General features: G+C 71.4%; 14 protein-coding genes. 7 read left to right on the top strand and 7 right to left on the bottom strand.

What is annotated here, in order from left to right; translation table 11 throughout:
* The first annotated feature begins 37 nt into the window (after positions 1–37).
* A complete protein-coding gene (locus ACK4LS_RS01850) occupies positions 38–523 on the top strand; it encodes a Dps family protein (protein ID WP_409712508.1) in 486 nt (161 codons plus the stop codon).
* Positions 524–715: 192 nt separating this feature from the next.
* On the opposite strand, the gene ACK4LS_RS01845 is transcribed toward ACK4LS_RS01850, so the two are convergent.
* From ACK4LS_RS01845 to ACK4LS_RS01825, 5 genes are all read right to left on the bottom strand, one after another.
* A complete protein-coding gene (locus tag ACK4LS_RS01845) occupies positions 716–2,209 on the bottom strand; it encodes an amidohydrolase (RefSeq protein ID WP_409712506.1) in 1,494 nt (497 codons plus the stop codon).
* Positions 2,206–2,838, bottom strand: coding sequence for an FMN-binding negative transcriptional regulator (locus ACK4LS_RS01840; protein ID WP_409712504.1), 633 nt, complete (start codon positions 2,836–2,838; stop codon positions 2,206–2,208). The genes ACK4LS_RS01845 and ACK4LS_RS01840 overlap by 4 nt, the downstream gene beginning before the upstream one ends.
* Positions 2,839–2,965: 127 nt before the next feature.
* Complete coding sequence (locus tag ACK4LS_RS01835) at positions 2,966–3,958, bottom strand: Fpg/Nei family DNA glycosylase (RefSeq protein WP_409712502.1); 993 nt, start codon at positions 3,956–3,958, stop codon at positions 2,966–2,968.
* Complete coding sequence (locus tag ACK4LS_RS01830) at positions 3,958–4,515, bottom strand: ribose-5-phosphate isomerase (protein WP_409712500.1); 558 nt, start codon at positions 4,513–4,515, stop codon at positions 3,958–3,960. Before ACK4LS_RS01830 ends, ACK4LS_RS01835 begins: the two co-directional genes overlap by 1 nt.
* 156 nt (positions 4,516–4,671) lie before the next feature.
* Entirely contained in the window at positions 4,672–5,859 is a 1,188-nt protein-coding gene (locus tag ACK4LS_RS01825; protein WP_409712498.1) for a ferrochelatase, read from the bottom strand.
* A gap of 150 nt (positions 5,860–6,009) precedes the next feature.
* Here ACK4LS_RS01825 and pepN point away from each other — a divergent pair, with 150 nt between their 5' ends.
* The 5 genes from pepN to ACK4LS_RS01800 all read left to right on the top strand — a co-directional run bounded on the left by pepN (position 6,010) and on the right by ACK4LS_RS01800 (position 12,215).
* Positions 6,010–8,556, top strand: a complete 2,547-nt coding sequence (pepN, locus tag ACK4LS_RS01820) for an aminopeptidase N (RefSeq protein WP_409712496.1) — start codon at positions 6,010–6,012, stop codon at positions 8,554–8,556.
* A gap of 130 nt (positions 8,557–8,686) precedes the next feature.
* Positions 8,687–9,598 carry an ABC transporter ATP-binding protein gene (locus ACK4LS_RS01815; RefSeq protein ID WP_409712494.1) on the top strand — a complete coding sequence of 304 codons (912 nt, stop codon included), beginning with the start codon at positions 8,687–8,689 and terminating at the stop codon, positions 9,596–9,598.
* Positions 9,595–10,395, top strand: coding sequence for an ABC transporter permease (locus tag ACK4LS_RS01810; RefSeq protein WP_409712492.1), 801 nt, complete (start codon positions 9,595–9,597; stop codon positions 10,393–10,395). The genes ACK4LS_RS01815 and ACK4LS_RS01810 overlap by 4 nt, the downstream gene beginning before the upstream one ends.
* Positions 10,396–10,476: 81 nt before the next feature.
* On the top strand, positions 10,477–11,769 hold the full coding sequence (locus ACK4LS_RS01805) for a mechanosensitive ion channel family protein (protein ID WP_409712490.1): 1,293 nt from the start codon (positions 10,477–10,479) through the stop codon (positions 11,767–11,769).
* Complete coding sequence (locus tag ACK4LS_RS01800; protein WP_409712488.1) at positions 11,766–12,215, top strand: globin; 450 nt, start codon at positions 11,766–11,768, stop codon at positions 12,213–12,215. Before ACK4LS_RS01805 ends, ACK4LS_RS01800 begins: the two co-directional genes overlap by 4 nt.
* A gap of 140 nt (positions 12,216–12,355) precedes the next feature.
* On the opposite strand, the gene ACK4LS_RS01795 is transcribed toward ACK4LS_RS01800, so the two are convergent.
* Positions 12,356–13,222: a cation-transporting ATPase gene (locus ACK4LS_RS01795; protein ID WP_409712486.1), complete on the bottom strand. Its 867-nt coding sequence runs from the start codon at positions 13,220–13,222 to the stop codon at positions 12,356–12,358.
* Between the two features lie 169 nt (positions 13,223–13,391).
* Complete coding sequence (locus ACK4LS_RS01790; RefSeq protein ID WP_409712484.1) at positions 13,392–14,060, bottom strand: hypothetical protein; 669 nt, start codon at positions 14,058–14,060, stop codon at positions 13,392–13,394.
* A 52-nt stretch (positions 14,061–14,112) separates the two neighbouring features.
* Here ACK4LS_RS01790 and ACK4LS_RS01785 point away from each other — a divergent pair, with 52 nt between their 5' ends.
* Positions 14,113–14,982, top strand: a complete 870-nt coding sequence (locus tag ACK4LS_RS01785; protein ID WP_409712482.1) for an acyl-CoA thioesterase — start codon at positions 14,113–14,115, stop codon at positions 14,980–14,982.
* Positions 14,983–15,016: the final 34 nt, after the last annotated feature.

Here is a 15,016-nt window from a genome sequence, read left to right as displayed (position 1 = left end):
ATTCAACAGACTTCGTTCGCTGCGACAAGGAGCAGATATGAGCACCGTACAGACCCCCGCCGCCACCACCGTCGACCCGACCATGGCGGCCGGCACCGCCCAGTTCCTCTCCCCCGTCGTCATCGGCCTCGAGGCCCTCGTCGTCAACGGCAAGCAGGCGCACTGGCACGTGCGCGGCTCGAACTTCATCGGCGTGCACGAGCTGCTCGACACCGTCGTCGCCCACGCGCAGGACTGGGCCGACCTCGCCGCCGAGCGCATCGTCGCCCTGGGTCTGCCCGTCGACTCGCGCCTGTCGACCGTGGCGGCCAAGGCCAAGGCCACCGAGGTGCCCGCCGGGTTCGCGCAGTCCGACGTCGTCATCCGCGCCGTCATCGCCGACATCGACGCCGTGCTGGTCGACATCGAGGCCGCGATCGAGGGTCTCGACGAGATCGACATGTCGAGCCAGGACGTCGCGATCGAGATCAAGCGCGGTCTCGACAAGGACCGCTGGTTCCTCTTCGCGCACCTCGCGGCGTAAGAAGGTTCCCGAAGGGGGCGGTGCATCAGCACCGCCCCCTTCGTCGTCCCCGGTGCCCGCTCGCTCGGCGGGCCCGAGAGGGTCGTTTGCTGTCGAGCGCCCCGGCGGCGATCGAGAAAGACTCCTCGCACAGGGCGGAGACCTGCACGCCGGGTGCCAGGGACCGACCCGCGCGGGAAGCGCGGGGCCCGGTCAGACCCCGTGCGTCACCCGACCGGCGAGGAGCGTCGTGAGCACCGGCATCGAGCGCAGGGCCCGCTCGTCGGCCGTGTGCGGGTCGATGCCGACGATCACGAGGTCGGCCGGGGCGCCGGGTGAGATCTCCGCCGGCGCGGTGGATCCGCCCGCGGTGGATGCCGCGATCGCCGTGTCGATGTCGACCCGCTGGTGCGGCTGCCACGCCTCGCGCCCGTCCCGCGTGCGGAAGACCGCCGAGGCGATCGCGGCCCACGGGTCCAGCGGCGCCACCGGCGCGTCGGAACCGAAGCGCAGGTTCGCGCCGCTGTCGGCGAGGGCTCGAAGGGGGTAGGGCTGCGCCGACTGCTCGGCCCAGATGGCATCCGTCATGTCGCGGTCGTCGAGGGCGTGCTCGGGCTGCACGCTCGCCGCCACACCGAGGCGCGCGAAACGCGGGATGTCGGCGTGGGCCACGAGCTGCGCGTGCTCGATGGTGCCCACCGCTCCCGTGCGGGCGTACGCGTCGAGAGCGTGCGCGTTGGCCACGTCGCCGATCGCGTGGATCGCGCACTCCAGCCCCGCCGCCGTCGCCCGCGTCATCATGTCGACGAGCTCGTCGGGCGGCACGGTGAGCAGACCGTGGTTGCCGACCTCCCCGGGGTAATGATGGGCGCACGCGGCGGTGCGCGTCCCGAGCGAGCCGTCGGTGATCGCCTTGAGCGGCCCCACGCGGATGAGATCGCCCGCCCCGCCGCGCACGGGGTCGCCCGTGCGCAGGCCCTCGGCGATCGCGCGATCGAGGTGCTGCGGATAGGTGCCGTACGCGACCCGCACTGCGTCGAAGCCACGCGCCGCGCGGCGCTGCCAGGGCTCGTCGTTCCACGTCATGTCGAGGTCGACCAGGCCCACGACCCCGCGGGTCGCCGCGGCGCGCGCCATGCGCTCGACCGCCTCGTCGGCCGCGGTCGGCTCCACGGCGTTCAGGCGGCGCGAGATCTCGAACGCGTCTTCCTCGACGAGCATCCCGGATGGCGTCGACGGGAAGCCCTCGCGGAAGAACGCAGCGGTGTTCATCCACACGCTGTGCACATCGGCGTTGATCAGGTAGGTGGGAACGCCCCCGGTCGTGGCATCCAGCAGCTCGAGACTCGGCGCGTCGGACCAGAGGCCGTCGCGGAAGCCGGAACCGATCCGCCGACCGCCGCTCACGGGGGCGGCACCCATGACGACGGCCGCGTCGCGCGCCGACGCCACCTCTCCGAGCGGCACACGGTCGGCGGCGAGGGCCCACTGCAACACGTGCACGTGGTGATCCCACAGCCCGGGCAGCAGCCAGCCGCCATCGCCCTCGATCACAAACCCGGTCGGACGCAGGTTGCCGGTGGGGGCGATGTCGGCGATGCGTCCACCGACGATGACCACGTCGACGGGCTCAGCCGTGGGCAGGAACTCCCGTCCCGGACCCGCCACGCGCACGGCGCGGACGAAGCCGACGCTCTCGCCGATCATGCGCGGGGGCGGGCATCGGCGGCCCGGCGCATCTCGACGGCGAGCTCGGCGTGCGTCCCGCCCTCCCGCGACAGACCGGCGATGATCGTCTCGACCACCTCGGGCGTCTTGTTCTGGCTGAGCTTCCGCTTGGCCGCGACGCGCGTGGGCGTCAAGCGGAACCCCACCGTCCCCCGCTCCAGGCGCTCCACGAAGGACGCGTCGTTCGGCAGCCGGTACAGGCTTCGCGCGTCGTGGTCGTCGCCCTCGAAACGATCGACGAGCCGCTCGAGCACGCGCAGGTTCTCTTCCGGTGAGAGCAGTTCCGGGATGCCGGACAGGTGCGCCGACACGAAATTCCAGGTCGGAACCGCGGGCACGTCTCCGTACCACCGCGGGGTGACGTATCCGTGCGGCCCCTGCACGACGACGAGCATCTCGCGCTCGCCCAGGCCGTGGATCGCGTCGTCGGGCTTGCCCACGTGCCCGACGATCGTGAGGTCGTCACGGGTGTCGTCGAGCATGATCGCGTAGTGGGAGGCCACGAGACCGTCGGCGGTCTGGCTGATCACGGTCACCCACGGGTGACGATCGATGAGACGGCGGATCTCGCCGACGTCGGTCATCGCGAAGCTGGGGTTCTGACGCACCGGATCAGCCTAGAACGCCGGCACTGTGGGCTTCGACAGGCTCAGCGTCCGGCCGGAAGCCCGGCCCCCGAGCACGCCCCCGCCACCCCGCGAGGGCCCCGAGCCCGTCGCGGACTGGAACGCACCCTCACGCCTGGCAGCTCGGGCACCAGTAGAGCTTGCGCCCCGCGGCCTCCTCCATGAGCACCGTCGTTCCGCACACACGACACGGCAGCCCCGCCCGGTGGTACACCCAGTGCCGATCGTCGCGGTGTGCCATCGCGCGACGGTAGGCCTCGGCGTCGAGGTCGTCCATCGTCATCATCTGGCCGGTCTCGACGCCGATCGACAGCAGCCGCACCCAGTCGCGCCAGATGCCGCGCACGACCTCTTCGGGCACGTCACGCCCGGGGGTGTGCGGGTTCTGCCGCGCGCGGAAAAGGATCTCGGCGCGGTAGACGTTGCCGATGCCGCTGACCACCGCCTGATCCATGAGCAGCAGCCCGATCGCCGTCGGCTTCCTCTTCACCGTCGCGGTGAAGCGCTCCTCCCCCTCGGCCACGTCGTCGACGAGCGGGTCGGGCCCGAGCTTGGCGATGGTGGCCGCCACCTCGTCGGGAGTCTGCAGCACGCACGCCGTGGGCCCGCGCAGGTCGGCGCAGGTCGTCTCGGTCAGCAGGCGCAGGCGCACCGCGCCGACGACCGGGGGCGGCCATTCGCCCTCGTCACCGAGACCCGTGGTCTGCTCCGACATGCGCACGCGCGCCCGTCGCGGTGCACCGATCGAGCTGAGGGAGTTCTCGCCGGCGGCATCGTGGATCGGGGTCGTATCGAGCGTCGTCCCGCGCTGGTTGGTGTGACCCATGCGGCCGTTGGCGGAGGCGATGGTGGCGTCCACCGCCACCTCGCCCGAGAAGTCCCACGCGCCGTACATGCCGAGGTGTACGCGCAGCCAGACGTCGCCGTCGAAGCGCAGGAACATCTGTTTGGCCACCGCGCGCGCCTCGAGCGCCTCGCGCCCGTCGATCACCGCCGCGCCCTCGACGAACCGCCCCTGGGGACTGGATGCCGCCACCGCTCGACCCACGATGTTGCGGTCGAACTGCCGGGCGATGCGATGGACGGAGTGCCCTTCGGGCATCAGCCTGCCTCGGGGTCGAAGGAGTCGCTCGCGTCGGTCATGGCACGCGCGGCGTCGTCATCAGCCGCCGCCCCCGCGCGCGGGTCGGGCAGCAGCACGCCGTCCTGCTCGTACGCGGCGAGCTGGTGGATCCGGCGCGCGTGACGCTCTTCGCCCGAGAACGGGGTCTGGATGAAGCGGTCGATGAACGACGCGGCCTCGTCGAAGGTGTGCTGGCGGGCACCGATCGAGATGACGTTGGCGTCGTTGTGCTCGCGCGCGAGCTCGGCGGTGGAGATGTTCCACACGAGGGCGGCGCGCACGCCCAGCACCTTGTTCGCCGCGATCTGCTCGCCGTTGCCGGATCCGCCGAACACGACGCCGAGCGCCTCGACACCCGCCGCCTGGTCGCGGACGACCGCCTGGGCCGCACGGATGCAGAACGCGGGGTAGTCGTCGAGCGGGTCGTACTCGATCGGACCGTGGTCGACGACCTCATGCCCCTGCGAGGCGAGGTGGTGCTGGATCTGGGTGGAGAACTCGAGACCGGCGTGATCGGTGCCGATGTGGATGCGCATGCGCCAATCCTATTGAGGGTCGTCGACATCGGGCCGGTGTGTGACGGCGCGGCCGTCCCCTCGCGAGGCCGCGCCGCACCGTTGCTCCCGCCCGATCTCTCCCGCGCACGACGACGCCGCCCGCTCCCCGTGGGGAGCGGGCGGCGTCGAGAGCGGTCAGGGGCGCAGACCCGCGGCGACCGGCTTGAAGCCGGCGCGGATGTTCTCGCAGCAGCCGGGGCGGCAGACGTCGTACCAGGGCCCCAGGTCGGTGAGGTGCGGACGCTCGGTCTTGGGCGTGCCGTTCAGGCGCTCCTCGACGAGGTCGATGAGCCCCGAGACGTAGGCGGGGTCGATCCCGGGCGTCGGGGTGCGCACCGCGCGGATGCCGGCCTCCTCGGCCGCCTCCATCGCCTCGGTGTCGAGATCCCAGAGCACTTCCATGTGGTCGCTCACGAACCCCAGCGGGACGATCACCACGGCCTCGGCACCGCGCGCGGGGAGGTCGGCGATGACGTCGTTGACGTCGGGCTCCAACCAGGGCTGGGTGGGCGGGCCCGAGCGCGACTGGTAGACGAGCTCCCACTCCACGTCGGCGACGGCTGCGGCGACCTCGGCCATCACGAACGCGGCGACGGCCTTGTGCTGCGCCTCGTAGGCACCGCCCTCGCCGAAGTCGACGTCGCGCGGACCCGAGCGCTGGGCGTCGGCGGTGGGGATGGAGTGGGTCGAGAAGAGCACACGGATCTTCTCGGGGGCGATGCCGTCTGCCACGTACGCCGACACGGCCTCCGTCACGCCCGTGACGAACGTCGACACGAAGCCGGGGTGGTCGAAGAACTGGCGCACCTTGTCGATGGTGACCGTCTCGCCGAGCCCGGTGGACTCGAGCACACGCGCGTAGTCCTCGCGATACTGGCGGCAGCTCGAGAACGAGCTGTAGGCACTGGTCGCGATCGCCAGCAGGGTGGTGTCGCCGGCCTCGGCCGCCTCGGTCACGGCCTCCTCGAGGTAGGGCTCCCAGTTGCGGTTGCCCCAGTAGACCGGCAGACCGAGACCGCGCTTGGCGATCTCCGCCTCCAACGCGGCCTTGAGCTCGCGGTTGTGCTGGTTGATGGGGCTCACCCCGCCGAAGTGGCGGTAATGGTGGGCCACCTCTTCGAGGCGCTCGTCGGGGATGCCGCGCCCGCGCGTGACGTTGCGCAGGAACGGGATGACGTCGTCCTGTCCCTCGGGCCCGCCGAAGCCGGCGAGGAGGATGCCGTCGTAGGCCACCGGCGTCTCGACCCACTTGGGCCCGGACGCCGCGGCGGGCGACGCGTAGAGGACGGTCTCAGGGCTGGTGTCCGTGTCGGTCGTGCTCACGATCACATCCTCCCACCTGCCCGATGGGCCTGGACGCCGGTTATCTCGTGACTAGGCTTATCCAGTTGCCATCGTCGCCGACGGCGTCCGTCGTGACCCGCGCCGGAGCGTCATCCGCGACGATCCCACCCTCATCCCCGGGAGACGCCAGTGCCAGGAGAAAACCTCACCCGCATCGAAGCGCAGGAGCGCCGTGCCATCGTCGACACGCACGAGTACGACGTGCAGCTCGACCTCACCCGCGGAGACGAGGTGTTCTCCTCCCGGACGGTCGTGCGGTTCGCCGCGACCGAGGGCGCGTCGACGTTCATCGACCTCATCGCCCGCCAGGTGCACGCGGTCACGCTGAACGGTCGCTCGCTCGACCCCGCCGCCGTGTTCGCCGACTCGCGCATCGCGCTCGACGACCTCGCGGCCGAGAACGAACTCGTGGTCGAGGCCGACTGCGAGTACACCAACACCGGTGAGGGCCTGCACCGCTTCGTCGACCCCGTCGACGGAGAGGTCTACCTCTACTCGCAGTTCGAGGTGCCCGACTCGCGCCGTATGTACACGGTGTTCGAGCAGCCCGACCTCAAGGCCGCCTTCACGTTCTCCGTCACCGCCCCCGCGCGCTGGAAGGTCGTCTCCAACTCCCCCACGCCCGAGCCCGTCGCCGTGACCGACGACGTCGCGCGCTGGGACTTCCCTCCCACCCCCCGCATCTCGTCGTACATCACCGCCCTGGTCGCCGGCCCCTACGAGGCCACCTACAGCGAGCTGACGAGCGCCGACGGCCGCGTCATCCCGCTGGGCGTCTTCGCCCGCAAGAGCCTGTGGCAGCACCTCGACGCCGACTACGTGTTCGAGAAGACCCGCCAGGGCTTCGCGTACTTCGAGGAGAAGTTCGGCTTCCCCTACCCCTTCGCCAAGTACGACCAGCTCTTCGTGCCGGAGTTCAACGCCGGCGCCATGGAGAACGCGGGCGCGGTCACGTTCACCGAGACCTACGTGTTCCGCAGCAAGGTGACGGATGCCGTCAAGGAGCGCCGCGTCGTCACGATCCTGCACGAGCTGGCGCACATGTGGTTCGGCGACCTCGTGACCATGAAGTGGTGGAACGACCTCTGGCTGAACGAGTCGTTCGCCGAATGGGCGTCGACCATCGCCACCGCCGAGGCCACCGAGTGGGAGGCCGCCTGGACGACCTTTAACGCGATGGAGAAGACCTGGGCCTACCGCCAGGACCAGCTGCCCTCGACCCACCCGGTCGTCGCCGAGATCAACGACCTCGAAGACGTCCAGGTCAACTTCGACGGCATCACCTACGCCAAGGGCGGGTCGGTCCTGAAGCAGCTGGCCGCGTGGGTCGGCATCGAGCAGTTCTTCGCGGGCGTTGCGTCCTACTTCCAGAAGCACCAGTGGTCCAACACCGAGGTGGGCGACCTGCTGACCGAGCTCGAGACCACGAGCGGTCGCGACCTGGGCGACTGGGCGAAGAAGTGGCTCGAGACCGCGGGTGTCAACACCCTCACCCCGCTCATCGAGGAGGGCGCCGACGGCACCATCTCGCGCTTCGCGATCGTGCAGACGGCCCCGTCCGACTACCCCACGATCCGCCCGCACCGCCTCGGCATCGGCTTCTACTCCCTGAACGATGCCGGTGCGCTCGAGCGCGTGCACCGCATCGAGCTCGACGTCGACGGCGACCGCACGGAGGTCGCCGAGCTGCGCGGCATCCGTCGTCCCGATCTCGTGCTCCTCAACGACGACGACCTGGCCTACGCGAAGATCCGCCTCGACGAGCGTTCGCTCGCGACGGCCATCGCGCACCTGAAGGACATCTCCGACCCCCTCGCGCGTTCGCTCGTCTGGGGCGCCGCCTGGGATCAGACCCGGGATGCCGAGGCCTCGGCCACCGATTACCTCGACCTCGTGCTGCGCAACATCGGCTCCGAGACCGAGTCGACCACGGTGCGCACGACGCTCGCGCAGCTGCAGCTCGCCGCGAACTCCTACGTCGCCCCCGCGACCCGCGACGCCGCGCGCGAGCGCGTCGCCGACGGCCTGTGGGAACTCGCCCAGGCGGCGGAGGCCGGCAGCGACAGCCAGCTGCAGTTCGTCACCGCCTTCGCGTCGGCGGCCTCCACCCCGGCGCACGCCGAGACCGTGAAGGCCCTGCGCGACGGCGACATCGCGCTCGACGGTCTCGAGGTCGACACCGACCTGTCGTGGCAGTTGCTCATCTCGCTGGCCTCGGCCGGTGCGGTGACCGCCGCCGACATCGACGGCGCACGCGCTGCCGACAACACCTCGAAGGGTGGCGAGTTCGCGGCCCAGGCCAAGGCCGCGCTCCCCTCGCACGACGCGAAGCAGGAGGCGTGGGCGTCGCTCATCGAGCGGACCGACGCGCCGAACACGATCGTGCGCTCGACGGCGGCCGGGTTCACCACCCCCGCGACGGTCGACGTGCTGGCCGACTTCGTCGAGCCGTACTTCGCGATGCTGCTGCCGATCTGGGAGTCGCGCAGCTACCAGATCGCGCAGTACCTGATCGTGGGTCTGTACCCCGCCGCGCTCGCGAACCGGGAGCTGCGCGACGCGACGCGCGCGTGGCTGTCGCAGAACGCCGACGCGGCCCCCGCCCTCCGCCGCCTCGTGGGCGAGAACCTCGCCGGCGTCGAGCGCGCCCTCGCGGTGCAGGAGCGCGACGCCTGAGGCGAACGCCTGATCGGATGCCCCCTCCCCCGCGGGAGGGGGCATTCGTCGTTTCCGGTCATCCTCCCGACGGCCACGGTCATCCCCGGGGAGGACGACCGGCGCGGGGTGCCCTTCCTAGCGTGGAGGCATGATCGTTGCAGACAACCTCACGAAGCGGTACGGCGCCAAGACGGCGGTCGACGGCGTCTCCTTCACCGTGGCGCCCGGCCGCGTCACCGGCTTCCTCGGACCGAACGGCGCGGGCAAGTCCACCACGATGCGCATGATCGTCGGTCTCGATCGCCCCTCGGCCGGCCGGGTCACCGTCGGCGGCCAGGACTACCGGCACCTGCGCTCGCCCCTCACCGAGGTGGGCGTGCTGCTCGATGCCAAGGCGGTGCACACCGGCCGCTCCGCGCGCGACCACCTGCGCGCGATCGCCGCGACGCACGGCATCCCCCGCTCCCGCGTCGACGAGGTCATCGAGCTCACCGGGATCGCCTCCGTCGCGGGCAAGCGCGCCGGGGCCTTCTCTCTGGGCATGGGCCAGCGGCTCGGCATCGCCACCGCGCTGCTGGGCGATCCGCACACGCTCATCCTCGACGAGCCCGTGAACGGGCTCGATCCCGAGGGCGTGCGATGGGCCCGCCAGTTCGTGCGCCATCTCGCCGCAGAGGGGCGCACGGTGCTGCTCTCGAGCCACCTCATGAGCGAGATGGCCCAGACCGCCGACCACGTCATCGTCCTCGGTCGAGGGCGTGTGCTCGCCGACGCGCCGCTCGCGGAGCTGGTCGGCTCCCGTACCACCACCACGCTCCTGGTGCGCTCCCCGCGCCTGGACGACCTCATCGCGGCGCTGCAGACCCCGGATGCCACGATCACGGCGGTCGAGCCCGGCGCCGCCCAGATCACCGGCGTCAACGCGCAGATCGTCGGCGATCTCGCCGCCGCCCGTGGCATCCCCCTCTACGAGCTGACACCGCGGACGGGTTCTCTCGAAGACGCCTACCTCGCCCTGACCGATGACTCGGTCGAGTACAAGACCCAGGAGATCGCATGACCGCCCTCGCCTCGGCGCCCCGCCGCGCCACGCACATCCGCCCCCTGCGCCTGAGCTTCCCGCACCTGCTGCGCAGCGAGACGATCAAGGTCTTCACCCTGCGCTCGACGTGGTGGTCGCTCGGCATCACCATCGCCCTCTCGGTGGGGATCTCCCTCCTGATTGCCATCGCCTCGAGCGGTTTCGGCAGCGGTGTCTCCCCCACCATGGTCGTGCTCGCGCCCATCCCGTTCACGATGCTGGTGGCCGGGATCTTCGGCGCCATCGTCATCACCGGCGAGTACGCGACCGGGATGATCCGTTCGACGCTGACGGCGGAGCCCCGGCGAGGCGCCGTGGTGCTGGCCAAGGCCCTCGTCGTCTCGTGCGTGATGGCGGCGACCACCGGGGTCACCTCCGTGATCGCCGTGCTCGTGACCGCCCCGCTGGTGCGCGCCGAGATCGACTGGTCGACACCCTCGACCTCGATCGTCCCCCTCGCGATGGGCGTCGTCTCCATGGTGGCCTTCACGGTGATCGGGCTCGGTTTCGGATTCCTCCTGCGCAGCGGCGCCGGCGCGATCGCGGCGACCGTGGGCGTGCTGTTCGTGCTGCCGATCGTGGTGAGCCTGTTCAGCTTCGCCGGGGAGCGGTGGCAGTGGATCCTCGACAGCGCGCAGTACCTGCCGATGAACGCCTCCGCCGCCCTGACCACCCCGGGCGCCACAGACCTCGGCCCGTCCGCGATCGCGATGGCCGCATGGGCGCTCGTGCCGCTGGTACTCGGGTGGGTCGTGCTGCGCTCGCGCGACGCCTGACCCTCCTCCCCACCCGCGCCTTCCGCACGGATGCCTCGACGCTCAGCCGGCGCCGAGGCATCCGTCGTTAGTCTGAGTGCGATGTCTGTTCTCGCCGAAGCCCCCGAACCGACCCCTTCCCCGTCGACCACCGCACCCCCCGCCGACGTCACGAGTATCGACTTCTGGACGTGGCTCGGCGCCCGCCTGCTCGATTTCGGCGGGACGATGCTCAAGGTGGTCGGCGTGATCATCGGCATCGCGGTCGCCGCGTGGATCCTGCGCGTCATCATCCGCCGTGTCGTCGACCGCATCGTCAACGGCGCCAAGAGCAAGGCGCGCGTCGACGACACGCAGGCCCTCGACCGCTCCCCGCTCAGCGCCGTGCGCCTGGTGCAGCGCACCCGCACACTCGGCACGATCCTGCAGAACATCGTCAATGTCGTGCTGGTGATCGTGGCGCTGGTGTGGATCGCCGGGATCGTCGCTCCGAACGCGCTCGCCTCCCTCACTCTGCTCACCGCCGCCGTCGGCGCCGGCCTCGGCTTCGGCGCCCAGAACATCGTCAAAGACGTGCTCAACGGCATCTTCATCGTCGCCGAAGACCAGATCGGCATCGGCGACGTCGTCGACCTGGGCCTGGCAACCGGCATCGTCGAATTCGTCAGCGTCCGCATCACCCACGTGCGCGACGTCAACGGCACGCTCTGGTACGTGCGCAACGGCGAGATCACCCGCATCGGCAACATGTCGCAGGGCTGGTCGCGCGTCATCATCGACCTCGCCGTCCCCGTGGATGCCGACATCGACGACGTCGAGAAGGCCATGCTCGCCGCGGCCAAGACGATGTGGAAGGAGCCCAAGTGGCGCTCGCGCATCATCGAACAACCCGAGATCTGGGGTCTCGAATCGATCAGCGGTGACGCCCTGGTCATCCGCCTCGTGATGAAGACGCGCTCGAGCTCCAAGGACGACGTGGCCCGGGAACTCCGAGCACGACTCAAGCGCGCGATCGACGACATGGGCATCGCCCTGCCGCAGCTGAACTCCATCGTGCTCACGGGCGCCGAGGGCGCCCAGAGCGTGCGCGGCGCGCACCCGCCCAAGACCAAGGAGACGCCGGTCGCGACGCCCGGGGATCGTCCGCGGTGGCGGCCTCGCGCGCGCAAGCTGTCGGTGGCCGAGACGGTGGAGGATCGCACCGGCTCGAACCGCGTCGCCGACACGGCCGCGGGTGAGGCGTCCGTCACGAAGAAGCCCGCCCCCGTCACCACGAAGACGACGGTCCGCGACGACACACCCACCGCGGTGCTCGATCTGCCCGACGCCCCCGGCGCCGATCAGCCCAAGCCCACACCCCCGGCCGTCCGTGCCGACGAGGGAGAGACCACGTGACCGAGCCGGTCAGCTTCTACGACCAGGTCGGCGGAATGGACACGTTCCGCCGTCTGGTCGACGCCTTCTACCGGGGCGTCGCCTCCGACGAGGTGCTCAAGCCGATGTATCCCGAAGAAGACCTCGGCCCCGCCGCCGAGCGGCTCACCCTGTTCCTCGCGCAGTACTGGGGCGGCCCGACCACCTACGGCGAGACCCGTGGTCACCCGCGTCTGAGGATGCGGCACATGCCCTTCCACGTCGACCCCGACGCACGCGACAGGTGGCTGCGCCACATGCGCGCGGCCGTCGACGAGATTGCTCTGCCGCCGGTCCTCGAGGCCCCCCTGTGGGACTACCTGGAGCGGGCGGCCTACGCGATGGTCAACACCTTCGAGCCCCGTGGCATCGGCCCGCAGCAGGGCGGGCGCCCCGACGCCGGCCTGCCGATCCGCGCGGGCGACTGACAGCGGCGGCGAGGCCGGCCGCGCGACGCCGCCGGCTCATCGCCGGCGGTTCCGCTACCCGTGCCGGTGGCGCTGCCCCCCACGCCGACTCCCGCCGCACGTTCACGCGAAGGCAGCCGGCGAGCGGACGGCGTCCCTGGTCAGCGGCCCAGGAACTCGCCGAAGCCGGGCAGGTCGAGATTCGACAGCCGGTCGCCGAACCCGCCGAGCTGATCGCCGAGTCCCGAGACGGCATCCTGCGCCCCGCCGGCCCACTCGCCCGCGGCACCGAGGTCGACACCGGATGCCATCGCGTCCAGGTCGACGCCCTCGGCCAGCCCTGCGAAATCGACGCCGAGTTGACCGGCCTCGGCGAGGAGGGGCGCCGCGACGGCACTGATCACCGCGCCCCCCGCCACCGCGGCGAGCAGACCGCCCGCCCCCGCCACGCCCGCGCCGACCAGTCCGGTCTTGCCGGCGCGCGCGAACAGCGACGAGAGGCGACCGGGGCGTGCCGCCTCGGCCCGAGCGGCGGTACGCGCGAGATCATCCGGCGCATCGGAGCGCGGACGCTCGTGGGGAGCGAGCTCGGCATCCATCCGCTCCCGCACGTGCGCACGCTGCTGCGGGGTGAGGCGAGCGAAGGCGTCGCGGTGCATCTGCTCGACACGATCGGGGTCGGCGGTGCGAAGAAGGTAGTCGTAGCGGGCGATGGCGGCGCGGTCCTCGGCCGACAGCGCCGAGTCACCGCCCGTCGTCGGCGCGTAGCGGCCGGCCGTGGGGCGCCCCGCGGCGGGAGGGGCGGCCGGGGCCGCGAGACGGTCGGCGTCGTGCGCGGTCACGGGCGGCACGCCCGGCTCGCGGCGTCCGTCACCGGTCACCGCGTCGGCCGCGGAGCGCACCATGTCGCGCCAGTCGCGACCCCCACCGGGCGTGGATCCCCGATGCGCGGGAGAGGAGGACGACGAGGACGACGCCTTGTCGACGGCCTTCGAGGCGAGATCGAACAGACGGGAGAACGAGACCATGGGGACACCTTCGACGGGCGGCATGCTGCCGCGACGTCAAGGTCTCCTCCGCCCCGCGGGGCCGACGCACCCGGGACCCAACCGTGGGCCCGTGATGACGGATACGTCGCGTCGGGAGTACTCCCCTTGCCCGACCCAGCGTAGGCCGGCTGCCTATGCGCCCGCTGGGTCAGCTCCCGGTGGCGCGCACCGCCGTGAGCCCCGACCGCACGGGTCCGCGCACGAGAACGTGGCCGCGCACGAGGCTCACTCGGGTCCACGCCCCGCTGCGTCGCACCGGCGCCTCCTCCGAGCCCGCGATGAATCCCAGCGCGAAGGCGGCGAAGGCCGTACCGAGCGGGAGACCGCCGAGCGCCTCGTCGGGCTGGCCCCACACCTGCGCCCGGATGACGCGCACGACGTCCTCCCCCGCGTCGGCGGGAAGCGCGTCGGCGACGGCAGCGACCCCGTATTGCGCCCGGGATGCCAGCACGGCGGCGTCGATGGCATCCGTCTGCTCCCACCCGGACCGGGGTGGCGAGATTCCCGCCCAGGCCGGAGAGGTGGCGGTGTCGGGGAGCATCACGGCCGCCGCGTCATCGGGGGCGGGGAGAAGAGCGGCGGCGTCGACCACCAGGTCGCACTCGAGCTCGGGGTCGATCGCCGACACCCGCAGACCGAGCACCGTCGGCGTCGCATCGAGGAGACCGCGCGGGGCCAGAGGGGCGGCCGTGGCCACGAGCACACCGCCTTCGGCACGAAGGCGCACCGTTCCGTCGCCGAGACGGATGGTGCGGGACGAGAAGGTCAGCAGGTCGGCTGCCGCCTGCGGGTCGGGGAACAACAGGCGCGCGGACACCCGCCCTAAACTAGCAAGTGGTGCGCACTCGTCGCGCCGGAACGGAGCCCGCGTGAACGACGCCCTCGATCCCGTGGCGTCGCTGCTCGCGGTCCTCGACCTCCGCGACGCCGGCGCCCGCACGACGGAAGACATCTTCACCGGAGTGTCGCAGTCCATGCCCTCCGGGCGCGTCTACGGCGGGCAGGTGCTCGCCCAGTCGGTCGTCGCCGCCTCCCGGACGCTGCCACCGGAGCGCACGGTGCACTCGATGCACGGCTACTTCCTGCGCCCCGGCAACCCCGCCGACGGCATCACGTTCTCGGTCGATCGCATCCACGACGGGCGCTCGTTTTCCACGCGCCGAACCCAGGCCTTCCAGTCGGGCGTGCCCATCTTCTCGATGATCGCGTCGTTCCAGGACGACGACGCGGGACTCGAACACGCGGAGCCCCTGCCCGTCGGCATCCCGCAACCCGAGGAGCTCGAACCGTTCGATCCCGAGGGCCTGCACCCGCTCAGCCGGCGCATGTTCACCGAGCGTCCGGTCGACGTGCTGCACGTGCCGTCGCCGGTCTACACGGCGGTCGAGGGTCCCCACGTTCCGCGGCAGGCCGTATGGATGCGCACACGTCGCGCCCTGCCCGACGATCCGGCGGTGCATCGCGCGGCTCTGGCCTATCTCAGCGACCTGACGATCCAGGAATCGATCCTGCGCGCCCACGGGGTCGCCTGGAACGCCCCGGGCTTGCGAGTCGCGAGCCTCGACCACGCCATGTGGTGGCACCGGCCGGGTCGGGTCGACGACTGGCTGCTGTACGTGCAGGAGTCGCCGAACGCCCGTGGTGGACGCGGTCTCGCGACCGGGCGCATCTACACGCGCGAAGGAGTGCTCGTGGCGAGCGTGGCCCAGGAGGTCATGGTGCGGGTGCCGCGCGACTGAGGCACGCGACGTCGGTTTGGAGCGGCGTCGGTGG

Source organism: Microbacterium sp. (genome assembly GCF_046295495.1).
GTDB lineage: Bacteria > Actinomycetota > Actinomycetes > Actinomycetales > Microbacteriaceae > Microbacterium.
This window is presented reverse-complemented; position numbering and strand designations above follow the sequence as displayed.